We start from the raw sequence: 21,923 nt of genomic DNA on the forward strand, positions 1-21,923 counted from the left end.
TTAAATTGAAATTTCCAGCATTAATGGCAAAAGTAAAAGTTTTAAATTCAAAAATATTAAATAGAGATGATTTTCAAAATTTAGTAAATTCTTCGAGCGTTTTAGAAATAACAGAATATTTAAAAAATAATACTCATTATAGCAAAATTTTTGAAAATACAGATATTTCAAAGTTACATAGACGTGATGTTGAAATTCTTATAAGAAAATCTATTTTAAAGGATTTTTATAATATTTATTTTTATCTTCCTGTAGAAGGTCAAAGATTTTTTAGAGTTATGGAGAAACGATTTGAAATAGAAAATATTAAATTTGTACTAAGATCTCTTCATTCAGGCCATCCAGAATATATTTCAAAAGAAAAATTCTTTCCGCTAAACCATAAAACTATTGACGAAGATATGCTATCCTCGATAAAAAACTTTGATGATGTTCTTAATATTTTTAAAAATACTTTTTATCAGCCTATTATTGATTCTGCTTACCAGAATTATTCTAAATCTAAAAAAATTCAACATCTATTAAATGCTTTTGATTTCTGGTATTTTACCAAAATGAAAACAACGCTAAGTTTAATTCCGGAATTTGGAAAAAATCTAAAAAAAATATTTTATATACAGATGGATTTAGCAAATATTCAATGGATTTATAGAGCAAAAATTTTATTTAAGTTATCTACGGAGGAAGTTTTAAACTTTTTAATGCCTATTTCTTTTAATCTTTCAAGAACTGAACTACAAAATATTGCAACTTCAGAGAATATAGATGATTTTATCAATAAAATTTCAACATGTTCATATGGTAAATACTTTCAAAATATTGATAAAAATATTTTTCCATATGTTATTGAGAGAATATGTGAAAAAATTATATTGTTATATGCTAGAAAATTGTTAAGTCATACACAAAATGGATTTGATGTGATGAGCGGATATCTTTATATACGAGAATATGAGTATAAAGATTTAATAACTTTAATAGAAGGAAAACGTTATAATTTTTCAAATGAAAAGATAAAAACTTTTTTATTATTGGCGGGTGATTGAAAGTGCATGAAAAATTAAAACCTTTTACTATTATTTCAAATAAATATGAATTAGAAGAGATTTCAAAGAAGATTCTGGATTCAGAAAAAGTTGAAATATTACCTTTAGAAAAGATTATTGAAATAGATCTATTAAAAGAATTGAAGACACATAAAGAGAATGCATATAAAAATATATACAATAATTTTATAAATATTTTTGAATATGCTGAAAAGATTCCAGAACCAAAAACTAAAAAAATAAACTTTCCATTTGTTATTGATAAAGATGAAATTCTTGAATTTTCAAGAAATTTAAATAATAAAATGAAAGAGATTTCTGATAAAATGAATTTTTTAAAAGAAAAGAAAGAAAGATTAAAAACAGAAATAGAATTATTTGAAAAATTAAAATCTATAGAAATTGACATAGAAAAACTATTAATGATGAAAAGGTTAAACTTTAAAGTTGGAAAAATAAATAATCTATATTACGAAAGATTTATAAATAGTTTAGAAACCGAAAATGTATTAACTATTAATCTTGCAGAAGAAGATAATTTCATGTGGTTAATGCTTATATATGAGTCAAATATGGAAATAGGAAAAACTTTATCAATAGCAAATTTTATTGAATATATTATTCCTGATTATACTGGTACGCCAAAAGAAATATTATGGATATTATATGATGAATATCGTTCTTTAAAATATGAAATAGAAATGCTAAAAATATCCTTAAAAAAAATTTTTTTTGAAAACAGGAGATTCATATATAAGTATTTTGATTACATATTTGTTTTAAAAAACATTTATGACCTTACCAATCAGATGAAATTTACTGAAAATTTCTTTATAATTTCTGGATGGACAACCGGGGATATATATAATGAATTGCTAAATTATACAAATTCAAACGATTATATTTTATTTATTGATTACGCTTTTTCGGAAAAATCACCGACATTATTGAAAAATAAAGGGATTTTTAAGCATTTTGAGTTTATCGTAAAAATGTTTGGAATTCCTTCAAGCGATGAGATTGATCCGACACCTATAATTACTATACTATTCTTGTTATTTTATGGAATGATGTTTGGTGATGTTGGGCAGGGAGCTGTTTTATCCCTGTTTGGTTTTTGGATTTATAAAAAAAATAAATCCGATTTATTTTATGTTATAGGAGCATCAGGCATTTTTTCAATTATTTTTGGTTTTTTATATGGAAGTTTTTTTGGATTTGAGAATGTTATAAAACCGTTATGGAAAAGACCAATGGATAATATAAATTATTTTTTAATACTTTCTATATATTTTGGAATATCAATTCTTACATTAGCAATGTTTTTGAATATTGTAAATAAAATAAAAAATAAAAATATAAAAGAACTCGTTTTTGATCCAAATGGATATGCTGGAATTGCTCTTTATTGGATTTTATTAGGTTCTGTCTTTTATATGATTAAAAATGGTACTTTCCCAAAAATCAGTTATATATTTATTATTGGTTTAATTATAATCATATATTTAAGAAGTATTATTTTTGAAAAAGGTACTTTAGGAGAAAAGATTGTACAGGGTTTTTTTGATTTATTCGAAATATTATTGGGATATCTAAGCAATACTTTATCTTTTATCAGATTGGGAGCTTTTGCTATGAATCATGCAGGACTATTTCTTGCGTTTTATATGATGTCTAAAATGACAGGAAATACCATTTTTTCATATATTATCCTATTGTTAGGAAATATTTTAATTATAGTTTTAGAAGGTTTGGTCGTGTTTATTCAAACATTAAGGTTAGAATATTATGAATTTTTCACCAGATTTTTTAAAGGAAATGGTAAAGAATTTAATCCTATAAAATACAAATTTTAGTGGAGGTGTTAGTTATGGCATATGTTGTTTCTCTTTTTGTTTTAGTATTTTTAACGGTTGTATCTGGATTCTATTTTTCAAAGAATCCTGAGAAATCAAGAATGTTTGCAAAAAAAGTTTTTGCTGGAAATATAGTTTTGTTTGTGATGATTATGCTTTTTGCTTTTATAACTTTAACTCCTACATCAGCATTTGCTGAAACACATACAACAACACCTGCTGTTGATACTACTAACAATACAGGACTTGGTTTAATAGGTGCAGCATTAGCAACAGGGTTGGCCGCAGTTGGAGCAGGTGTCGGTGTTGGGATGGTTGGTGCAGCATCTGTTGGAGCTATTAGCGAAAAGCCAGAGTTGTTAGGAAAAACTCTTATTTATGTAGGTTTGGCTGAAGGTATAGCTATTTATGGACTTATTGTAACCATAATGATTCTTGGGAGGATATAATTCATGAAATTCTTTCTTATTAGCGACAACATTGATACTTCTATAGGATTAAGACTAAGTGGGGTTTCTGGAGTTGTTGTTCATGAAAGAAATGAAATTTTGAATACATTTAACAGTGTTCTTAAAAATAAAGAAATAGGCGTTATATTAATAACAGAATTAGCAGCTGAAAAGATAGAAGAAGAACTGAAAGAACATAAACTTTCTGGAAAACTTCCTCTAATCTTTGTAATCCCAGATAGGCATGGATGGCGTGGAGATAAAGATTTTATTACAAAATATGTAGAGGAAGCCATTGGGGTGAGAATTAATGAATGATACAGAATTAAAATTAAAAAATATGCTTGAATTATTGGAAAAAGATTATGAAGTTGAATATAAATCTTTAAAAAAACAATATGATGATGAATTTGAAAAACTAAAAAAGAGTTTTGAAGAAGATATTGAAAAATATAGTCAAAGAAAATTAAAAGAAGCTAATGATAAAGCAAAACATATATTAAAGCTTGCAAAATCCAAAGCGGAACTTCGTATAAAAGAGGAAAAATTAAAACTTAAAAATAATTTATTAAAAAAAGTATTAGATGAAATAGAAAATAAAATGTTAAATTTGCAAAATGAGCGAAAAAAATATTTTTATCAAAAACTATATTTTGACGCGGTAAAATTAGTAAATGATGATTATATAATATTGTGTAATCCTGATGATGTAGAAATTATAAAAACATTTGTATCAGATTGCAAAATTGAGTCTGATAATGAAATTAAAGGTGGAATCATTTTAAAAAGCAAAAATGTAAGTATTAAAAATACAATTGAATCATATCTTCAGGAAAATAAAAATATGATCTTTCGTCTTGTATTAGAAGAGGTAGGTGATATATAATGAAAATAAAAGAAATTAATGGTCCTGTTGTAAAAGCTGATGGTGCTAAAAATCTCTTTATGAATGAAATGGTTAGAGTTGGTGAATTTAAGCTGACAGGAGAAGTAATAAGAATAAATGGAGATATTGCTACCATCCAGGTATATGAAGAAACTTCTATGCTAAAACCAACTGAACCAATAGAAGGAACAGGAAAAATGTTATCAGTTGCATTAGGTCCAGGATTATTAGGTAGTATATATGATGGCATCCAGAGACCCTTAAATGAATTAATAGAAAAGTCAGGATCTTTTATAGGAAGAGGAATAGATGCTTTTGGATTGGATACAACAAAATATTGGGAAGTATCTTTCCTGAAAAATGTAGGAGATGAAGTTAATGGTGGAGACATTCTTGCAGAAGTTCAGGAAACCAAAAGTTTAACCCATAAAATATTGATTCCACCAGATATAAATGGAAAAATTGTTGAAATAAAAGAAAACGGGAATTATAAAGTTACAGATATACTGGCAAAAATAGAAACAAAATATGGAATAAGAGAAATTAAAATGTATCATGAATGGCCGGTAAAAATTCCAAGACCAGTAAAGAATAGATTAGAACCCAAAATACCATTAATAACAGGCCAAAGAGTTATAGACTTGTTTTTCCCTATTAGTAAGGGTGGAACTGCTGCTATTCCTGGAGGATTTGGAACAGGAAAGACTATTACACAACATCAACTCGCAAAATGGGCTGATGCTGATATAATTGTGTATATTGGATGTGGAGAACGAGGGAATGAGATGACAGAAGTTTTAGAAGAATTTCCAAATTTAAAAGATCCGAAAACTGGAGCTCCGTTAATGGATAGAACTGTTTTAATTGCCAATACTTCCAATATGCCTGTGTCAGCAAGAGAAGCGTCAATATATACCGGGATTACAATTGCAGAATATTTTAGAGATATGGGATATAACGTTGCTGTTATGGCGGACTCAACATCGCGTTGGGCTGAGGCTTTAAGAGAACTTTCTGGGAGACTTGAAGAAATGCCGGCTGAAGAGGGATATCCTTCATATTTAGCATCGAGGATAGGTCAATTTTATGAAAGAGCAGGGATTACAGAAAATATAAATGGAACCGTTGGATCGGTTACTATTATAGGAGCTGTTTCACCTCCTGGTGGAGACTTTTCGGAGCCAGTAACTCAGAATACGAAGAGATTTGTAAAGTGTTTTTGGGGATTAGATAAAAATCTGGCTTATTCAAGGCATTATCCATCTATTAATTGGCTTACAAGTTATAGTGAATATAAGGAAGATTTAAATGAATGGTTCGCAAATAATGTTAAAGAACAATGGAATTATTATAGAGATGAAGCTATGAAATTATTAACAGAAGATGATAGGCTTCAACAGATTATAAAAATAGTTGGTGAAGATGTTTTGCCTGACGATCAAAAACTTACTGTTTTAATATCGAAAATAATAAAAGTAGGTATATTACAACAAAGTGCTTTTAGCGAAATAGATTCTTATTGTCCATTAGAAAAACAATATTATTTATTAAAAACAATTATGGATACCTACTCACGTTCAAAAAAATATATTGAAAAATCAATAGCAATAAGTCAGGTTTTACCTGCAGAGGTTATTTCAAAATTGTTGACAATGAAAGAAGAAATAAAAACTATAGAAGAGTTTAAAAGTATAGAAGAATCTTTAAATACACATTTTGAAAAATTAGAAAATATATATAGTAAATGATAATAAATCCTTACTTCCACTCTAGGTGTGCGAAAGCACAATAATGAAAATGTATTAGTGAAAAATGAGCTATATTCAACATTCCACCGTGGGTGTGTAGTATGCTATATCGGAGGTGTACATATGGCAATACGAGAATATCAGGGGATATCTCAAATTCGAGGACCTCTCATTATAATAGAAAATGTTAAAGATATAAGATACGATGAAGTTGTCGAAATTGAACATAATAATAAAACCAGATTGGGTAAAGTTATTATGATAAGTGAAGATGCGGCCGTTATTCAGGTGTTTGAAGGAACTCAAGAATTATCTCTTAATGAACCAAAAATAAAGTTTTTAGGAAAACCACTGGAAATAAATTTATCTCCAGATATACTTGGAAGAACATTTGATGGACTGGGAAGGCCTATTGATGAAATGGGTGAAATAATTGCACAAAAAAGTGTAGATATAAACGGATCAGCAATAAATCCGGCCGCCCGTGAATATCCTCGAGATTTTATTCAAACGGGTATTTCAGCAATTGATAGTATGCTTACATTAATACGTGGTCAGAAACTTCCTATTTTTTCAGGAAATGGATTACCTCATAATAAATTAGCGGTTCAAATTGCCAAACAGGCTAAATTAAAATCAAATGAAGAATTTGCTGTTGTATTTGGTGCAATAGGTTTAAAAAAAGACGATGCAAATTTCATAATTAAAAATTTTGAGGAAAGTGGCGCCATAGAAAATATGGTGGTGTTTTTAAATCTGGCCAGTGACCCTGTCGTCGAAAGGATAGCTACGCCAAGAATGGCTCTTGCAGTTGCTGAATACCTGGCTTTTGATTTAGGAAAACATGTTCTTGTAATTTTAAATGATATGACCAATTATTGTGAAGCATTAAGGGAATTATCAAATTATAGAGGTGAAATTCCTGGGAGAAAAGGTTTCCCTGGGTATCTTTACTCAGATTTAGCTTCGATATATGAAAGAGCTGGTATGATTAAAGGTAAAAATGGTTCTGTAACCCAAATACCTATATTGACTATGCCAAATGATGATATTACTCATCCAATACCAGATTTAACCGGTTTTATAACAGAAGGCCAAATTGTTTTATCAAGAGAATTACATAGAAAAAATATATACCCACCTATAAATGTTTTACCATCTCTTTCAAGATTGATGAAAGATGGAATTGGTAAAGGATTTACCAGAGAAGATCATCCGGATGTATCATCACAGCTTTTTGCATCTTATTCTAGGGTGTTTGAAATAAGATCTTTGGCTGCTATAATTGGAGAAGATGATTTATCTGATATAGATAAATTGTATCTGGATTTTGGAAAAACCTTTGAAAATGAATTTATTAATCAGAGTTTTAATGAAGAAAGAACACTTGAAGATACATTAAATATTGCCTGGAAAATACTTTCTATATTACCAAAGACAGAACTAACAAGAATAAAAAAGAATTATATAGAGAAATATTATAAAAAATAACCTTTAAGATTGAAGGTGGAATAATGATTTTTAATCAAACTATACCGACAAAAGGGAATTTAATAAATTTAAAACAACAGATTATTCTTGCAAAACAGGGACATGATTTGCTGGAGAAAAAAAGAAATATTATAATGAAAGAATTAGTAGATTTAATAGATCAGGCTAAGAGTGTTCAGGATAGAATATTAAAAATATTTAATAGAGCTTATGAATCTTTGCAACTGGCAAATCTTGATTTAGGAATAGAAAATGTTGAAGAATATGCAAATGGGGTTTTAGAATACGATAATTTAAAAATAAGATTCAGAAGTATCATGGGTGTTGAAGTTCCAGAAATTTATAAAGAAGAGCAAAAAATAGATATTCCTTATGAAATTTATAGAACAGATGCTGCATTAGATCAAGCATATATATATTTTAAAACAGTTTTGGAATTAATTATAGAAGCTTCCATGATTGAAAATAAGGTTTACAAACTTGCACATGAAGTAAAAAAGACTAAAAAGAGGGTTTCTGCACTTGAAAATATTGTAATACCTCAACTACAAAGTTCTATTAAATTTATTCAGGATACTCTTGAGGAATTTGAAAGAGAAGAATTTTTTAAATTAAAAAAATTAAAAAGATAATCATAGATAATAAAATTTAACTTGACAAAAAGTGTTTTTTATGATATAATTATTAGTGAGAGTTATTACAAGACCCGGCTTATTTAGTTAGGGTCTTTTTTTTATTAATTTATAATTATAGGAGTGTACTATATTTGAACATAAATTCATAATATGGAGGGAAAATATGATAAATGTTGCATTAATTGCTCATGATAAAAAGAAATTGGATTTAGTTATGTTTGTAAAGGAATGGAAGTATGTATTTGAAAAATGTAATCTTTATGCCACCAGTTCCACTGGAACTTTAATAGAAGAAAAGGTTGGATTAAATGTAACAAAATTTGCGTCAGGTCCATATGGAGGAGATTTGCAAATAGGTGCGATGATTGCAGCAGGAAGCATGGATTTTGTTATATTTTTAAGGGATCCTTTAACAGCACAACCTCACGAACCAGATGTTTCTGCTTTAATGAGAGTTTGTGATGTACATAATATACCTCTTGCTACCAATTTAGCTACGGCAGAAGGACTTGTATTAGAAATTGAAAAAAAAATCCCTACAACGGAAGGTGAATAATATTAAAGACTTAAATAATTTTGAAAAATATACAAAAGGTGAAGAAATTGCAAATTCAATAACTCATGGAATAGGTGCCATACTAAGTCTGGTTGCTCTTGTCATCTTGATTATTTTTTCTTCAATTAATGGAACTTTTTTACAAACCATTAGTGTTACTATATATGGAATAAGTTTATTTTTATTATACCTTGCTTCAACTTTATATCATAGTATTCAGCATAAAAAAACAAAACAAATTTTAGAAATTATAGATCATTCATCTATTTATTTGTTAATTGCAGGAACATATACACCTTTTACTTTAGTAACTTTAAACGGAAAAATTGGTTGGTCAATTTTCATAATAGTATGGATACTTGCTTTAATTGGAATAATTTTAAAACCTTTTTTTGTAAAAAAATTCAGAATAATCTCAACGCTTCTATATATTGGAATGGGATGGATGATAATTTTTGCAATAAAGCCATTAATATCATCATTACCTTTAGGTGGGATAATATGGCTTGTAATGGGAGGTTTATTATACACCGTTGGTGCTATTTTTTATATATGGAGGAAGTTACCTTATAGTCATATGATATGGCATTTATTTGTTTTAGGTGGAAGTATTTCTCATTTTATCGCTGTGTTTTTTTATGTTTTGAATTAAGTGTTTGAATACACTATTTAATATTATATTATCAACAAAAAGCTCCTCTGGAGCTTTTTGTTTTTTGGAGGTGGATTCATGAAAAAAATTTTTTTGATTTTATATTTATTTTTTTCTATATTTTTATATTCTTATAGAATTTTTATTACTCCGTCTTATGAATTGGCAGATTTTATAGAGGAAAAAATTATTATTTCTAACAATATAAAATTTGTATCATTGAGTTTGAATGCCCCTTTTTTATCTATGTTAAATAACAAGAACAATGTCGAAGGTTTTATAGAATTTAATATGTATGATATTAAAAGCAATAATATACTGCCTGATAAAAATATTGAGGGATATTTACATGAAAAATTCATGATATTTGATAATAAAAGTGTACTATTTGGAACGGGGAATTTTACAAGCGGTAGTATATTTGAAGATTTAAATGTTTATATATATACAGAAGATCAAGCAATAACCTCTCTTTTTTTAAAAGAATTTCAAAATTTTCAAAATGGTAAATTTGGGAAAAACAAAAATATAGATAATAAATCTATTTATTCAAAAGATATTGGAAAAGTAATTTTTATAACCGGACCCTCAAAAAATATATACAGCGCTATAAATAATTTTATTTTATCATCTAAAAAATTTTTATACATATTTACTTATTCATTTACTGATGGTCGAATATTATATTCATTTGAAAAATTATCATCCATAAATGTTGATGTAAAAATTATTGCAGATAGCTGGAATGAAAAGTTTGTATCAAATTTAAAATATTTAAAAGGTATAGAATATAAAATTTTAAAAAAATATAGAAATATGCATTTAAAATTATTAGTAAATGAATATGGTTTATTGTTGGGAAGTTATAATCTAACATATAGAGCTCGCGAAAAAAATGATGAATATATCTTAATTATATACAATAAAGATATTAGACAAATATTGTTAGATTTATTCAATAAATTATGGAATCAATAATTAATTTTACATTATTGTTTTGTATTTTTAATAAATTATAGTATAATTATTTCATGTAAAAATTTTTTATGGAGGATATTATGAAAAAAATATTTTTATTTCTTTTTATTTTAATATTTATTCTTTTCTTTTATGTTATAAAATCACCATTAAAGATAGGCATAATTGGGAATTTTTCTGGAGATGAGACATTTTCTATGGAAGATATTGTTAAGGCAGTCAACACATTTTACAAAAAATATAAATATTCTAATATAAAGATCTATTATGAAGATGCAAAAGGAAATGCCGAGAATTCTTTAAAAGCATATAATAAATTAAAAAAGAAAAATGTGAGCATAATGATATTTGCTACAGATTCTACTTCATTTAATCCTGTTTATCCCTTGCTTAAAAAAGATAAAATTCTTGGAATAGGTGCTTCTATTACTTCTGATATTTATACAAACAAAGATGATTGGTTTGTAAGAGTTATTCCTAATAATAAAAATGAACAAAAGCAAATCGCAGAATATTTGAATAAAAAAACAGATGAAATTCTTATTATAAAAGGATATGGAAATCCAATTTATATAAATAATTCATTTGAAAATTTTAAAAATTTTTATTATGGAAATATTAATCTTATTCCTTTAAATACCCCGGAAAATTCAATAGAAAAAATCAAACTGTACTATAATAATGAAAATTATGCATATATTATGATAAGCTCCATCAATAAAAGTGCTTTAATAATAAACTTATTGAAAAAAATGAATCCGAAAATAAATATAATAATTTTACCCTGGTTTAATGATAAACATTTAATCGATTTGTTAGATAATAAAAAAAATATAATATTACCTTATTACTTTTCAAATTATTCAGAATATTCCCGTAAATTTAAGGAGCTATATAATGTATATCCGAATATTTATGCAAATATTATTTATGAAACTTTAGAAATATTATATTATACTTATAAAAATACGCCAAATAGATCAGAAGAAATAAAAAAATATCTTTTAAATAATACATTTAATACTTCCTTTGGGATTGTAAAATTCGATAAGTATGGTGAAATAAATAAAAAACTTCTATTTGAGGTGTATACCCAATGAAAAAAATATTTATTATTTTAGTTATTTTATCTTTTACATATTTATTTGGAAATATACTCAAAGTTGGAGTATATGAAAATCCTCCACTTATGTATGCCGAAAATGGTAAAATAAAAGGTATTCTTCCGGAGATTATGGATTATATATTTAAAAAAGAGAATATAGATGTTAAATATGTTTATTTAAACTTTTCTGAAGGGCTAGAGTATTTAGAAAATGATTTAATAGATATTTTATTAGGAGTTGGGTATACAAAAGATAGAAGTGAAATTTTTAAGTATAATACTGTTCCTTTATATGACACATATGGAAAAATTTTCACTTTAAAAAATACAAAAATACATAATTTTTTTGATTTAAAAAATAAAACAATTGGAGTATTAAAAAATGATATTTTTTATCTTGGAGAAAAAGGGTTAAAAAAAATTGATGAAACATTTGATTTAAACATAAGATTTTTAGAATACAATACATATGAAGACATATTTAGAGCTTTAATAAAAAAAGAGATTGATGCAGGGTTGGTAAATTATTACGTTGGAATGATGCTTTATAAAAAATATAATGCATTTGAAACACCTATTTCATTTTATCTTATTAATGCATATTTGATATATCATAAAGACAATTTGCGGGAAATTATACATAAAATAGATTCCAATTTAACAAATTTAAAAAGCAACCCTAATTCTGTATATTATACAATTACAAGTAAATATTTACATAATGCCAAAATTCCGTTATGGATAACATTAATTCTTACAATATCTTTATTAATACTCATAGTATTAGCTTTAATTATATGGGTTATGAATAATATAATAAAAAGAAAAACAGCTGAATTAAGAAAACAAATACAAATTACTAAAAATCAAAATTTAGAATTGGAATATTTATTAAAATCTTTAAAAGAATATACTAAGGAGTTAAATATAACAAAAGAAAAACTTGAAAAATCAGAAATGTTATTAAAATCTATAATAGAAAATAGCCAGGATGGGATTTTATATGTTGATAAAAATTTAAATATTATTTTGGCTAATTCTGTTTTCAAAAAATGGGCTAAAAGAGATTTTAATAAAAAAATAAAAGAAAATGATAATTTAAAGGAAATATTTAAAGGAGAATATCAGTTTTTTGATGAAATTGAATTTTCTCTTAAAAATGAGAAAAATTTCATAGTTGAAAAAGCCATAAAAAGATTAGATGGAAGTATATATTGGGTAAGCAATAATTATTATCCAATATATCGAGATTCGAAGGTTATTGGTATAGCTTTAATCAGCAGAGATATTACAAAATTAAAAGAAAATGAATTTAAATTGCAAAAATTAGCTCATTATGATTCTTTAACAGGAATATATAATAGAAATGCCGGGTTTCACCTCTTAGAAGAATTGATATTTTTATCCAAAAGAGAAAAAAAACCAGTTACAATAGGTTTTATAGATGTTGATAATTTAAAAATCATAAATGATACATATGGTCATAATGAAGGAGATAAAGCTTTAAAAGTTATATCTGAAACAATTAAAAAACATATAAGAAGATCTGACATTTTAGCTCGTTATGGTGGTGATGAATTTTTTGTTGGCTTATATAATTGTAAATTAGAAGATGCTCGTAGACTAGAAAAAAATATAACAGAAGAACTTAAAAAACTTAGTAAAAAAAGTAAAATTAATTACAGTGTAAGTTTAGGATTTATCGAATATAATCACAAGGAAACGCTTGATTCTATTATTTCAAAAGCAGACAAACTGATGTATAAAAATAAAAGAAAAAAAAATTCAAATAGATAGAATAAAAAAGATATTTTAAATTACACATTAAAATAACAAGAATTTGAAAGTTATTTTTAAATTAATTTTTTAGAAATATAATTATAGGATTTTGTAAAAAATATGAAAAATGATATAATTTATAAAACAAAATAGGAATGGTATTGTGTTAATAAATAATGTTCTTTTATAGGGGGGGATTGCTTTGATAGAAAGTATTGTAGTTTCTATTAATATTTCAAAAAAAAAGGGAGTTGTTAAAGAACCAGTTCAAAAAGCAGAATTAAAAGTCAATTGGGGAATTATTGGTGATTCGCATGCTGGAAATTGGCATAGGCAAATATCAATGCTTTCAGAAGAAAGTATTGATAAAATGCGGAAGTATGGATATGAGCTAAAATATGGAGATTTTGCAGAAAATATCACTATAAAAAATGGGGAAATATACAAATTACCTGTAGGAACAAAAGTAAAAATCGGTAATACTCTGTTAGAAATTACGCAAATAGGGAAAAAATGTCATACATCTTGTGCAATTTATCAGACTATTGGAAAATGTGTTATGCCATTGGAAGGAATATTTTTAAAGGTACTTGAAGGTGGAGAGATAAAAATTGGAGATAAAGTTGTTTTTTATACTAGTAAGACAGTAAATGTTTAAATTTTTGGGTGATAGTATGAAAAAAATTTTGATAAAAATTTTGATATATGTTTTTCTGGTATTATCAGTTCAAACTCCGGCCGAAAAGTTGGTAATTTTTCATGCGGGTTCTTTAACCAATGTTTTAAAAGCTCTATCCATTGAATTTGAAAGAGAAAATCCTGATATAAATGTTCAATTAATGGGGTCTGGAAGTTTAGTAGTTGCAAGGAAAATTACAGAATTAAACCAATTAGCCGATATTGCTTTTGTCGCTGATTATACTATTATTCCAGATTTTTTATATAACAAATATGCGAATTTCAACGTCATTTTTTCTAATAATAGTCTTGTTTTGGCTTATACTGATAATTCAAAATATAAAGTTCAAATAAATGAAAAAAACTGGTATAAAATTATTTTTAATAAAAAGGTTATTTTTGGACATTCTAATCCAGAACTGGATCCGGCAGGATATAGAACATTAATGACACTGCAATTAGCAGAAAAATATTATAATGAAAATGAATTATATCAAAAATTTTTGAATTCAAGAAATAGAATGATTTTAAAAAAATCAGTTGATTTAATTGCGTATTTAGAAGCTAATGAAATGGATTATGCATTTTTGTACAAATCAATAGCTTTTCAATATAATTTAAAATATATAGAATTACCTGAAAAAATAAATCTTTCTTCAATAAAATATAAAGGAAATTATAAAAAAGTATTTGTAGAAGTGCCTGGAAAAGATGGGGAAAAAATAAAGATTTATGGGAAACCTATAAACTATAGTTTTACTATATTAAAAAATGCACCTCATTATAATATTGCCGTGAAATTTATAAAATTTATGTATTCCAAAAAAGGAAAAGAAATTTTTAAAGAAAAAGGAATGAATTTATTTGCGAATGTTGACTTTCCAGAAAATTTACCTGAAGACTTAAAGGAATTATGGGGGTATTAATTTGGAAATATTAATTGAAAATTTTGAGATTGTTTTTAATCATTTTTTTTTAAATGTAAATAGATTAAAAATAAATTCTGGAAATTATATTTATATAATTGGTCCAACAGGGTCAGGAAAAACACTATTCTTGGAATCAATTGCAGGATTTGTAAAACATAAGGGAAAAATATTTTTTGGCAAAAAGGATATTACTTTATTACCGCCGGAGAAAAGAAATATAGGTTTTGTATATCAAAATTATCATCTTTTCCCACACTTAAATGTAAGAAAAAATATTGAATTTGGTATGAAAATGAAGAAAATTAGTGATTTTGAATATTTCCATTATATAATAGAAAGATTAAATATTTCTCATATCTTAAATAGAAAAGTTCAGGTTCTATCCGGGGGAGAAAAACAGCGAGTTGCATTAGCAAGAGCTCTGGTGACAAAGCCTGATATATTATTACTTGATGAACCATTATCAGCTTTAGATCAGGATATAAAAAAGGATATTTTAAAATTATTGCATGAAATCAATCAGGAGTATAATTTAACAACTATTCATGTAACCCATGATAAAAATGAAATTATTAATAATTCAAAAGTTTATAAAATTTTTAATGGAGTTTTGACGGAGGAATCATATGTTCAGAAATATAATTATAATTATTAGTTTTGCTTTTGTATTTGCGATATTATTACCTTTTCTTACTGTATTTCTAAATGTAGATTATCAACTATTAATTGAGATTTCTAAAACTCCGGAATTTTTAAATACTGTTAAAATAACTTTTTCTGCAGCAATATTAGCAACATTAATAGCCGTAATATTTGGCATTCCTTTTGCTTATGGTATTATTCGATTTGATTTTCCCTTTAAAGCCATTTTAGAGGCTATTATCGATATTCCTCAGACTATTCCCCACACAGCTGCGGGAATCGCATTATTAATGACTTTAGGAAGAAATTCATTTATAGGGAAAAGTTTTGGGTTATTTGGTATTTCTTTTGTACATACATTTTGGGGAATTGTTGCAGCGATGAGTTTTTTGAGTTTTAGTGTTTTTGTAAATTCGGTAAAAGATGGGTTTAAAAAAGTTGATATAAGATATGAGAAAGTTGCACGTTCTTTAGGTGCAACACCTTTTAAAAGCTTTGTTTTTATAGCTTTACCAATGGTAAAACATGAAATAATTACAGGTTCCTTATTAATGTGGGCAAGAAGTATTTCAGAATTTGGTGCTGTTGCTATATTAGCATATTATCCCATGACTTTATCTGTCCTTACCTACGATAAATTTCAGGGATATGGATTAAAACAGGCATTAGCGCTAACCGCTTTAATATTTATTATGTCAATGATTATATTTGTATTCATTAGAATAGTACAAAATTTCTGGAAATACACAGAATCGAGGTAATTATTATGAAAGATAAATACAATAGAAAAGTTGAATATATTAGACTTTCGTTAACTGATAAATGTAATTTTAGATGTAATTATTGCATGAATGAAGAAGTAAAATTTATGCAAGATAATGAACTACTTACATTAAAAGAAATAGAAGTATTAGTTAAAACTTTAAAGGATTTAAATTTTAAAAAGATAAGATTAACAGGTGGAGAGCCAACATTGAGAATGGATATTGTTGATATTGCTAAAATAATAAAAAAATATTTTGGAACATTTAGTATAACGACAAATGGTTCTTTAATGTATTATCTTGCTGATGAACTCAAAAAGAATGGTTTAAATGAAGTGAATTTTAGCCTGGATTCTCTGAATAGTGAAAATTTCAAAAATATTACTAAAAGAGATGAACTGCAAAATGTTTTAAATGGGCTTGAAAAATCACTGAAAATAGGTTTAAAAGTCAAGCTCAATACAGTTATTCAAAAAAGAAATTTATCAGAAATCTTTGATTTAATTGAATTTGCGGCAAAATTGAACTTGCCTATTAGATTTATTGAATTAATGCCTATTGGAAAAAATTATAATGATAGTGATTTTATTAGCGAAAAAACTTTAAAGGATAAAATAAATGAAAAATATAATTTAATTCCTGTAAAAATAAAATTCGGTTCAGGTCCTTCAAATTACTATTTAATAAAGGAACTAAATTCATACATAGGTTTTATTTCTGCTATTACACATAATTTTTGTTCAAGCTGCAATAAAATTAGAATTTCTGCAGATGGAAAAATTTATCCATGTTTGGCTTTTGATTACCATATTTCAATAAAAGATGTTATTTTAGAAGAAGATAAATTAAAAGAGAAAATAAAATTTGCTATTTTTGAGAAACCCAAACGACACTATTTAAGTAAATTAACAAAGAAAACGCCTATGCATAAAATGGGGGGGTAGAATGGATTTTACACATATTGATAAAAATGGAAATGTTAATATGGTTGATGTATCTGGGAAAAACATAACTTTAAGAATAGCCCGTGCTCATGGAAAGATAAAGATGAAAAAGGAAACATTAAAAGCAATAGTTTCTGGAAAAATAATTAAAGGTAATGTTTTAACTACAGCAAAAATAGCTGGTATTATGGGAGCAAAACGGACTTCTGAATTGATACCAATGTGTCATAATATATTTATTTCGAAAATTGATATTGAATTTAAAATAAACGATAATAATATCGAAATATTTTCATTAGCAAAAACACATTCTCAGACTGGTATAGAGATGGAAGCATTAACTGCTGTGAATATTGCAGCCCTTACAATTTATGATATGTGTAAAGCTATTGACAGAGAAATGGAAATTTCGGATATATATTTAATTGAAAAATCTGGTGGGAAAAGCGGACATTTTTTAAGGGAGGATAATTTATGAAATATTTTGTTCTAACTTTAAGCGATAAAGGCTCAAAGGGTGAAAGGGAAGATATTAGTGGAAAAATAATTCAAGATTTAATGAATAACATAGGCGGAAAATTAATTGGATATAAAATATTGCCAGATGAAAAAGAACAGATTTCTCAAGAATTAAAAGAATTAATAAAAAAAGATATCGACATAATATTAACAACTGGAGGAACGGGATTAACAACAAGAGATGTAACTCCAGAAGCTACTTTAGAAGTTATTGAAAGAAGGATATATGGCATGGAAATAGCCATGATAACAACAGCTCTAAAAAAAACTCCTCATGGAATGCTATCAAGAGCTGTTGTTGGAATTGCAAATAAAACATTAATTATAAATCTTCCTGGAAGTCCAAAAGCTGTACAAGAAAACTTGCAGGTATTATTACCTGCTATCCCACATGCGATAGAAAAAATAAAAGATTTAGGTGGTGATTGTGCGCGATAATAAAAGCATAATTTATTTTTGATATTTTTGCCATAATCTTTCAAATTCCTTTTCATAAACTTCTGATATATACTTACTATGAATTATTAAAGAATTCTCATCATTATTATATTGTGCAGAATTCGTAAAATTGAAAGAACCGGTAAGAGTTATTTTTTCATCTATTATAATTACTTTATGATGAAACGTTTTGTCATTTTTATCTAATATAACATTAATGCCATTTTGTTTTAAATAATTTATCTGAGCCCAGTTATAATTTGATTGATATTCTTCCGCAATAATTTTGACATCAACACCTCTTTTTTTTGCATCTATTAATGCATCAGCTATTTGACGTTTGCTGAATGTAAATATCATAACATGGATTTTTTTATTGGCTTCATTTATTAATTTTATTATTCTATTTGTTAAATCATCTTCTGGAGTAAAATAAGGTTCTATTAATCCACTGTCAAATTCTACTTTTTTATATGGTTTATTATCAATCGAATTTTTACCAAAATATCCGTTATACATTTCATTAAATTCATTCATATAATCCTGTGCCAACTCATTTGAAAATATTATTATTGAATTATTGGAGTTATATCCAAAACCATTATTTGTAAAATTGGTGCTTCCGGTTATTACACAATAACCATCAATAATTATAAATTTATTGTGCATTAATTTATAATTTTTATCATATTTTACCAATATGCCAGATTTTTTTAATCCAGATATATAGGAATTGATGTTTTGTGATTCTATTATTAATCTTATATCGATATTTTTATTCTTTAGCTCTTTTAATTCTTTTATAAAAGGATAATAATTAACATCGTATATTGCTATCCATACAAATTTTTTCGCATTATCCAATAATGATTTTATATATTTCCAATTTTTTTTCTCATTATTACCTTCATCAAAAAAAAGTACAGTCGAATCATCACTGATATTATGAATTTCAATATTTAAATCAGTTGCTTCTTTTAAATCTTCGAGATGATAATCTGCTCTCCAAAAATAATTATTTCCATCGTAATATTCTCCAGGTAATTCTAAATCTTTAGAACTAATAATAAAATTCCCTTCTGAAATAGCAAAAATTATGGAATATACACTCAATAAAAAAATAATCAAAAAATTTTTTTTCATAAAAACTCCTCCTATAACATAAAATTTACATAATTCTATTGTTTTTTATACTTGAAAGTAGTATAATAATTGTAGATGTTTAAAATAATAGCAGCATCTGCTAAATATGATGTTTCTTGTGCTTCAAGCGGGAGTGAAAAAAATAATTCAAATGGATTAGGTAATGCTGTGAATAGCGGAATATGCCATAGTTGGACAGGAGATGGCAGGTGTATATCTCTTCTAAAAATACTATTTTCAAACGCATGCATTTATGATTGTGTATATTGCATAAATAGGTCGAGTAATGATGTGAAAAGAGCTACTTTCAAAATAGATGAAATTGTTAAATTAACAATAAATTTTTATAAAAGGAACTACATAGAAGGATTAGTTTAGACATCGTAATGATATAATGTAAAATGATTCTAATAAAAGAGGTGTGTTATGATAGGAATTAGAGGCGCTACTTCTATAGATAAAAATGAAAAAGAACATATAAAAAATCGTTCTATAGAATTATACAATAAAATCATTCAAAATAATAACATAAAAAATATAATTGCTATATTATGTTCTGCAACTCCAGACATAACAGCATATAATCCCATAACAGCCATACGAGAGCACTTCGGATTAAATAATATACCTTTAATGACATTCCAGGAAGCTGTTTTTGAGAATTCTGCAAACGGAATAATAAGATTTTTAATTCTTTGTGAGAGCGATACTCAAAATTTTATATATTTACATAATGCGAGAGATTTAAGAAAAGATTTAAAATAAATGTTTATTTCGTTGAATCTCTAATTATCAATGTGGGTTTTAATATAATACCTCTTATTTTTTTTTGTTTTTCTTCAATTAAATTTAAAATTAATTCAGCTGCTTTGTACCCCAATTCATATATTGGTTGTCTTATAGTAGTTAGCGAAGGTTTATAATGTCTACTAAAAAATATATCATCAAAACCTGTAACCTCAACATCTTGAGGAATTTGTATTCCTTTTTCCTGAAGAGAATCAATTATACCATATGCAATTAAATCATTTCCTCCTATAATTACATCAGGTAATGATTTTATGCGTTTTCCAAATTTGAATCCTGCTTCATAAGAAAAATTAGTATAAACGTGTTTATAATTATATATGTTTTTTTCTTTCATAAAATCAATAAATGTTTCATATCTTATTTTTGCACTAAATGTATTTTTACTTCCATTTATAAAATAAAAACTCCTTTTTCCATTATTATATAAATAATTTAATAAATCTAAAATTCCAGATTTATTATCACAAATAACATAAGAAGCATTGACATCTTCCAAAATCCTATCAAGAAAAACTATTTTTAGACCTTTATCTATTAATTTTTCTAAAGTTGGATTATATAATCCTGTTCCTGTAAATATAATACCGTCTATATGTTTGGAAATTAAAGTATTGATTATTTTAGTTTCTATTTCTAAATTCTGATCTGAATTACTTAATAGAAGAGTATAATCCTTCTGTTTTAAATAGTCTTCAACCCCTTTTACTATATTTGGGAAAAAAGGATTTGTAATATCTGGAATTACGAATCCTATTGTTTTGGTATTACCACGTCTTAAATTTTGGGCTAAGATGTTTGGGTTGTAATTCAACTTTTTTATTGCAATTTCAACCTTTTTTTTTAATTCTTTATTCACATAAGTACTATTATTAATAACTCTAGAGACTGTTGAAATAGAAACACCGGCCTCTTTGGCAACATCCTTAATGCTAATTCTTTTCATAAAAAAACACCTCTTAAAAATATGTTTATATACTAATAAAAAATTAAAAATGGGGGATCCCCCCATTTTATTTTACTACTAATTTTAAATTAACTGGTATGTAAATAGTCTTTGTTTCTAAATATTCAACAGCTTTTCTAACTGCTAATTCCCCCATTAAAGAAGGTTGTTGAGCAACAGTTGCTGCCATTTCACCATTTTTTACAGCTGCAATAGCATCTGGGATAGCATCAAAACCAACAACGACAATTTTTCCTAATTTTCCTTCTGATTTAATTGCTTCTATTGCACCTAATGCCATTTCATCATTTTGAGCAAAAACTGCATCGATATCTGGATATGCTTGCAATAAATTTTCCATAACAGTTAATCCTTCTGCTCTATTGAAATTAGCCGTTTGTTTGGCTATAAGCTTTAAGTTTGGATATTTTTTTAATTCATTTTCAAAGCCTTTACCTCTATCTCTTGCAGCAGAAGTACCAGGAATACCTTCCAATTCTACTACATTTCCTTTGCCATTTAAAAGTTCTGCAATATATTTTGCTGCCATAGCACCACCAGCAACATTATCAGAAGCAATATGCAAAATAACCTTGCCACCATTTGCTGCTCTGTCGACAGTAATGACAGGAATACCTGCATCATTTGCTTCTTCAACTGCAGCGACTATAGCATCACTGTCAGTAGGGTTGATAATTATTAAATCAACTCTTTGTTGAACAAGGTCTTCGATATCATTTAGTTGCTTATACGATTTATCCTGGGCATCAACAACTACTATATCCACACCTTGATTTACTGCTTCTTGTAAAGCTCCATTCCTTAACTCAACAAAAAATGGATTGTTCAATGTTGAAAGAGATAATCCGATTTTAATACTAAATGCCATCAATGAAAATAAAATAATAAATGTTACAAATAATACAGTTTTT

24 protein-coding genes and 1 pseudogene are annotated in these 21,923 nt (G+C 26.4%); 22 read left to right on the forward strand and 3 right to left on the reverse strand.

The window, feature by feature from the left end; translation table 11 throughout:
* Positions 1-5 precede the first annotated feature (5 nt).
* The 20 genes from X275_RS01825 (at position 6) to X275_RS01920 (ending at position 18,095) form a co-directional block, all read left to right on the forward strand.
* On the forward strand, positions 6-1,046 hold the full coding sequence (locus tag X275_RS01825; RefSeq protein WP_047267258.1) for a V-type ATPase subunit: 1,041 nt from the start codon (positions 6-8) through the stop codon (positions 1,044-1,046).
* 2 nt (positions 1,047-1,048) lie between these two features.
* Positions 1,049-2,902 (forward strand): V-type ATP synthase subunit I, encoded by a 1,854-nt coding sequence (locus tag X275_RS01830; RefSeq protein ID WP_047267259.1) that lies wholly within the window; start codon positions 1,049-1,051, stop codon positions 2,900-2,902.
* Between the two features lie 14 nt (positions 2,903-2,916).
* Positions 2,917-3,351: an ATP synthase subunit C gene (locus tag X275_RS01835; RefSeq protein WP_047267260.1), complete on the forward strand. Its 435-nt coding sequence runs from the start codon at positions 2,917-2,919 to the stop codon at positions 3,349-3,351.
* Between the two features lie 3 nt (positions 3,352-3,354).
* On the forward strand, positions 3,355-3,669 hold the full coding sequence (locus X275_RS01840) for a V-type ATP synthase subunit F (RefSeq protein ID WP_047266428.1): 315 nt from the start codon (positions 3,355-3,357) through the stop codon (positions 3,667-3,669).
* The gene (locus X275_RS01845) at positions 3,662-4,237 is read left to right on the forward strand and encodes a V-type ATP synthase subunit E family protein (protein WP_047267261.1); all 576 of its coding nucleotides are present in this window, start codon (positions 3,662-3,664) and stop codon (positions 4,235-4,237) included. Before X275_RS01840 ends, X275_RS01845 begins: the two co-directional genes overlap by 8 nt.
* A complete protein-coding gene (locus X275_RS01850) occupies positions 4,237-5,985 on the forward strand; it encodes a V-type ATP synthase subunit A (protein WP_047267262.1) in 1,749 nt (582 codons plus the stop codon). The genes X275_RS01845 and X275_RS01850 overlap by 1 nt, the downstream gene beginning before the upstream one ends.
* A gap of 123 nt (positions 5,986-6,108) precedes the next feature.
* Entirely contained in the window at positions 6,109-7,476 is a 1,368-nt protein-coding gene (locus X275_RS01855; protein ID WP_047267263.1) for a V-type ATP synthase subunit B, read from the forward strand.
* 23 nt (positions 7,477-7,499) lie between these two features.
* Positions 7,500-8,108 carry a V-type ATP synthase subunit D gene (locus X275_RS01860; protein WP_047267264.1) on the forward strand — a complete coding sequence of 203 codons (609 nt, stop codon included), beginning with the start codon at positions 7,500-7,502 and terminating at the stop codon, positions 8,106-8,108.
* Positions 8,109-8,274: 166 nt separating this feature from the next.
* Complete coding sequence (locus X275_RS01865) at positions 8,275-8,667, forward strand: methylglyoxal synthase (protein ID WP_047267265.1); 393 nt, start codon at positions 8,275-8,277, stop codon at positions 8,665-8,667.
* A 1-nt stretch (position 8,668) separates the two neighbouring features.
* On the forward strand, positions 8,669-9,319 hold the full coding sequence (trhA, locus tag X275_RS01870; protein WP_047267288.1) for a PAQR family membrane homeostasis protein TrhA: 651 nt from the start codon (positions 8,669-8,671) through the stop codon (positions 9,317-9,319).
* Positions 9,320-9,397: 78 nt separating this feature from the next.
* The gene (locus X275_RS01875; protein WP_047267266.1) at positions 9,398-10,297 is read left to right on the forward strand and encodes a phospholipase D-like domain-containing protein; all 900 of its coding nucleotides are present in this window, start codon (positions 9,398-9,400) and stop codon (positions 10,295-10,297) included.
* 80 nt (positions 10,298-10,377) lie between these two features.
* Positions 10,378-11,397, forward strand: a complete 1,020-nt coding sequence (locus X275_RS01880) for an ABC transporter substrate-binding protein (RefSeq protein WP_047267267.1) — start codon at positions 10,378-10,380, stop codon at positions 11,395-11,397.
* On the forward strand, positions 11,394-13,199 hold the full coding sequence (locus X275_RS01885; protein ID WP_047267268.1) for a GGDEF domain-containing protein: 1,806 nt from the start codon (positions 11,394-11,396) through the stop codon (positions 13,197-13,199). The genes X275_RS01880 and X275_RS01885 overlap by 4 nt, the downstream gene beginning before the upstream one ends.
* A 184-nt stretch (positions 13,200-13,383) precedes the next feature.
* Positions 13,384-13,839 (forward strand): MOSC domain-containing protein, encoded by a 456-nt coding sequence (locus tag X275_RS01890; protein ID WP_231588275.1) that lies wholly within the window; start codon positions 13,384-13,386, stop codon positions 13,837-13,839.
* A 16-nt stretch (positions 13,840-13,855) separates the two neighbouring features.
* A complete protein-coding gene (locus X275_RS01895) occupies positions 13,856-14,785 on the forward strand; it encodes an extracellular solute-binding protein (protein ID WP_047267290.1) in 930 nt (309 codons plus the stop codon).
* A 1-nt stretch (position 14,786) separates the two neighbouring features.
* Positions 14,787-15,443, forward strand: coding sequence for an ATP-binding cassette domain-containing protein (locus X275_RS01900; RefSeq protein WP_052913268.1), 657 nt, complete (start codon positions 14,787-14,789; stop codon positions 15,441-15,443).
* Positions 15,415-16,191 (forward strand): ABC transporter permease, encoded by a 777-nt coding sequence (locus X275_RS01905; protein ID WP_047266440.1) that lies wholly within the window; start codon positions 15,415-15,417, stop codon positions 16,189-16,191. The genes X275_RS01900 and X275_RS01905 overlap by 29 nt, the downstream gene beginning before the upstream one ends.
* Positions 16,192-16,196: 5 nt before the next feature.
* On the forward strand, positions 16,197-17,138 hold the full coding sequence (gene moaA / locus X275_RS01910; RefSeq protein ID WP_047267269.1) for a GTP 3',8-cyclase MoaA: 942 nt from the start codon (positions 16,197-16,199) through the stop codon (positions 17,136-17,138).
* A gap of 1 nt (position 17,139) precedes the next feature.
* The gene (gene moaC, locus X275_RS01915) at positions 17,140-17,616 is read left to right on the forward strand and encodes a cyclic pyranopterin monophosphate synthase MoaC (RefSeq protein ID WP_047266442.1); all 477 of its coding nucleotides are present in this window, start codon (positions 17,140-17,142) and stop codon (positions 17,614-17,616) included.
* The gene (locus X275_RS01920; RefSeq protein ID WP_047267270.1) at positions 17,613-18,095 is read left to right on the forward strand and encodes a MogA/MoaB family molybdenum cofactor biosynthesis protein; all 483 of its coding nucleotides are present in this window, start codon (positions 17,613-17,615) and stop codon (positions 18,093-18,095) included. The genes moaC and X275_RS01920 overlap by 4 nt, the downstream gene beginning before the upstream one ends.
* Before the next feature lie 12 nt (positions 18,096-18,107).
* Here the strand turns inward: X275_RS01920 and X275_RS01925 are convergent, their stop codons facing one another.
* Positions 18,108-19,238 carry a phospholipase D-like domain-containing protein gene (locus tag X275_RS01925; RefSeq protein ID WP_047266444.1) on the reverse strand — a complete coding sequence of 377 codons (1,131 nt, stop codon included), beginning with the start codon at positions 19,236-19,238 and terminating at the stop codon, positions 18,108-18,110.
* A 75-nt stretch (positions 19,239-19,313) separates the two neighbouring features.
* On the opposite strand from X275_RS01925, the pseudogene X275_RS11885 reads away from it, so the two are divergent.
* Both X275_RS11885 and aroH read left to right on the forward strand, forming a co-directional pair.
* Positions 19,314-19,610, forward strand: a pseudogene (locus tag X275_RS11885) (putative DNA modification/repair radical SAM protein); the annotation flags it as partial.
* A gap of 54 nt (positions 19,611-19,664) precedes the next feature.
* A complete protein-coding gene (aroH, locus tag X275_RS01935) occupies positions 19,665-20,003 on the forward strand; it encodes a chorismate mutase (protein ID WP_047267272.1) in 339 nt (112 codons plus the stop codon).
* A 4-nt stretch (positions 20,004-20,007) separates the two neighbouring features.
* Here the strand turns inward: aroH and X275_RS01940 are convergent, their stop codons facing one another.
* Together X275_RS01940 and X275_RS01945 are read right to left on the reverse strand one after the other, a co-directional pair.
* On the reverse strand, positions 20,008-20,991 hold the full coding sequence (locus X275_RS01940) for a LacI family DNA-binding transcriptional regulator (protein ID WP_047267273.1): 984 nt from the start codon (positions 20,989-20,991) through the stop codon (positions 20,008-20,010).
* Positions 20,992-21,058: 67 nt separating this feature from the next.
* Entirely contained in the window at positions 21,059-21,880 is an 822-nt protein-coding gene (locus X275_RS01945) for a D-ribose ABC transporter substrate-binding protein (protein ID WP_442914803.1), read from the reverse strand.
* Positions 21,881-21,923: the final 43 nt, after the last annotated feature.

It is taken from the genome of Marinitoga sp. 1197 (genome assembly GCF_001021165.1).
GTDB lineage: Bacteria > Thermotogota > Thermotogae > Petrotogales > Petrotogaceae > Marinitoga.

What these genes read in the sequence shown, in the direction of transcription:
- X275_RS01920 (WP_047267270.1), top strand. Translation starts at nt 17,613, where the DNA reads ATGAAATATTTTGTTCTAACTTTAAGCGATAAAGGCTCAAAGGGTGAA.
- X275_RS01835 (WP_047267260.1), top strand. Translation starts at nt 2,917, where the DNA reads ATGGCATATGTTGTTTCTCTTTTTGTTTTAGTATTTTTAACGGTTGTA.
- moaA (WP_047267269.1), top strand. Translation starts at nt 16,197, where the DNA reads ATGAAAGATAAATACAATAGAAAAGTTGAATATATTAGACTTTCGTTA.
- X275_RS01855 (WP_047267263.1), top strand. Translation starts at nt 6,109, where the DNA reads ATGGCAATACGAGAATATCAGGGGATATCTCAAATTCGAGGACCTCTC.
- X275_RS01940 (WP_047267273.1), bottom strand. Translation starts at nt 20,991, where the DNA reads ATGAAAAGAATTAGCATTAAGGATGTTGCCAAAGAGGCCGGTGTTTCT.
- X275_RS01845 (WP_047267261.1), top strand. Translation starts at nt 3,662, where the DNA reads ATGAATGATACAGAATTAAAATTAAAAAATATGCTTGAATTATTGGAA.
- X275_RS01875 (WP_047267266.1), top strand. Translation starts at nt 9,398, where the DNA reads ATGAAAAAAATTTTTTTGATTTTATATTTATTTTTTTCTATATTTTTA.
- X275_RS01860 (WP_047267264.1), top strand. Translation starts at nt 7,500, where the DNA reads ATGATTTTTAATCAAACTATACCGACAAAAGGGAATTTAATAAATTTA.
- moaC (WP_047266442.1), top strand. Translation starts at nt 17,140, where the DNA reads ATGGATTTTACACATATTGATAAAAATGGAAATGTTAATATGGTTGAT.
- X275_RS01840 (WP_047266428.1), top strand. Translation starts at nt 3,355, where the DNA reads ATGAAATTCTTTCTTATTAGCGACAACATTGATACTTCTATAGGATTA.
- X275_RS01850 (WP_047267262.1), top strand. Translation starts at nt 4,237, where the DNA reads ATGAAAATAAAAGAAATTAATGGTCCTGTTGTAAAAGCTGATGGTGCT.
- X275_RS01885 (WP_047267268.1), top strand. Translation starts at nt 11,394, where the DNA reads ATGAAAAAAATATTTATTATTTTAGTTATTTTATCTTTTACATATTTA.
- X275_RS01895 (WP_047267290.1), top strand. Translation starts at nt 13,856, where the DNA reads ATGAAAAAAATTTTGATAAAAATTTTGATATATGTTTTTCTGGTATTA.
- X275_RS01925 (WP_047266444.1), bottom strand. Translation starts at nt 19,238, where the DNA reads ATGAAAAAAAATTTTTTGATTATTTTTTTATTGAGTGTATATTCCATA.
- aroH (WP_047267272.1), top strand. Translation starts at nt 19,665, where the DNA reads ATGATAGGAATTAGAGGCGCTACTTCTATAGATAAAAATGAAAAAGAA.
- X275_RS01905 (WP_047266440.1), top strand. Translation starts at nt 15,415, where the DNA reads ATGTTCAGAAATATAATTATAATTATTAGTTTTGCTTTTGTATTTGCG.
- X275_RS01865 (WP_047267265.1), top strand. Translation starts at nt 8,275, where the DNA reads ATGATAAATGTTGCATTAATTGCTCATGATAAAAAGAAATTGGATTTA.
- X275_RS01880 (WP_047267267.1), top strand. Translation starts at nt 10,378, where the DNA reads ATGAAAAAAATATTTTTATTTCTTTTTATTTTAATATTTATTCTTTTC.
- X275_RS01945 (WP_442914803.1), bottom strand. Translation starts at nt 21,880, where the DNA reads ATGGCATTTAGTATTAAAATCGGATTATCTCTTTCAACATTGAACAAT.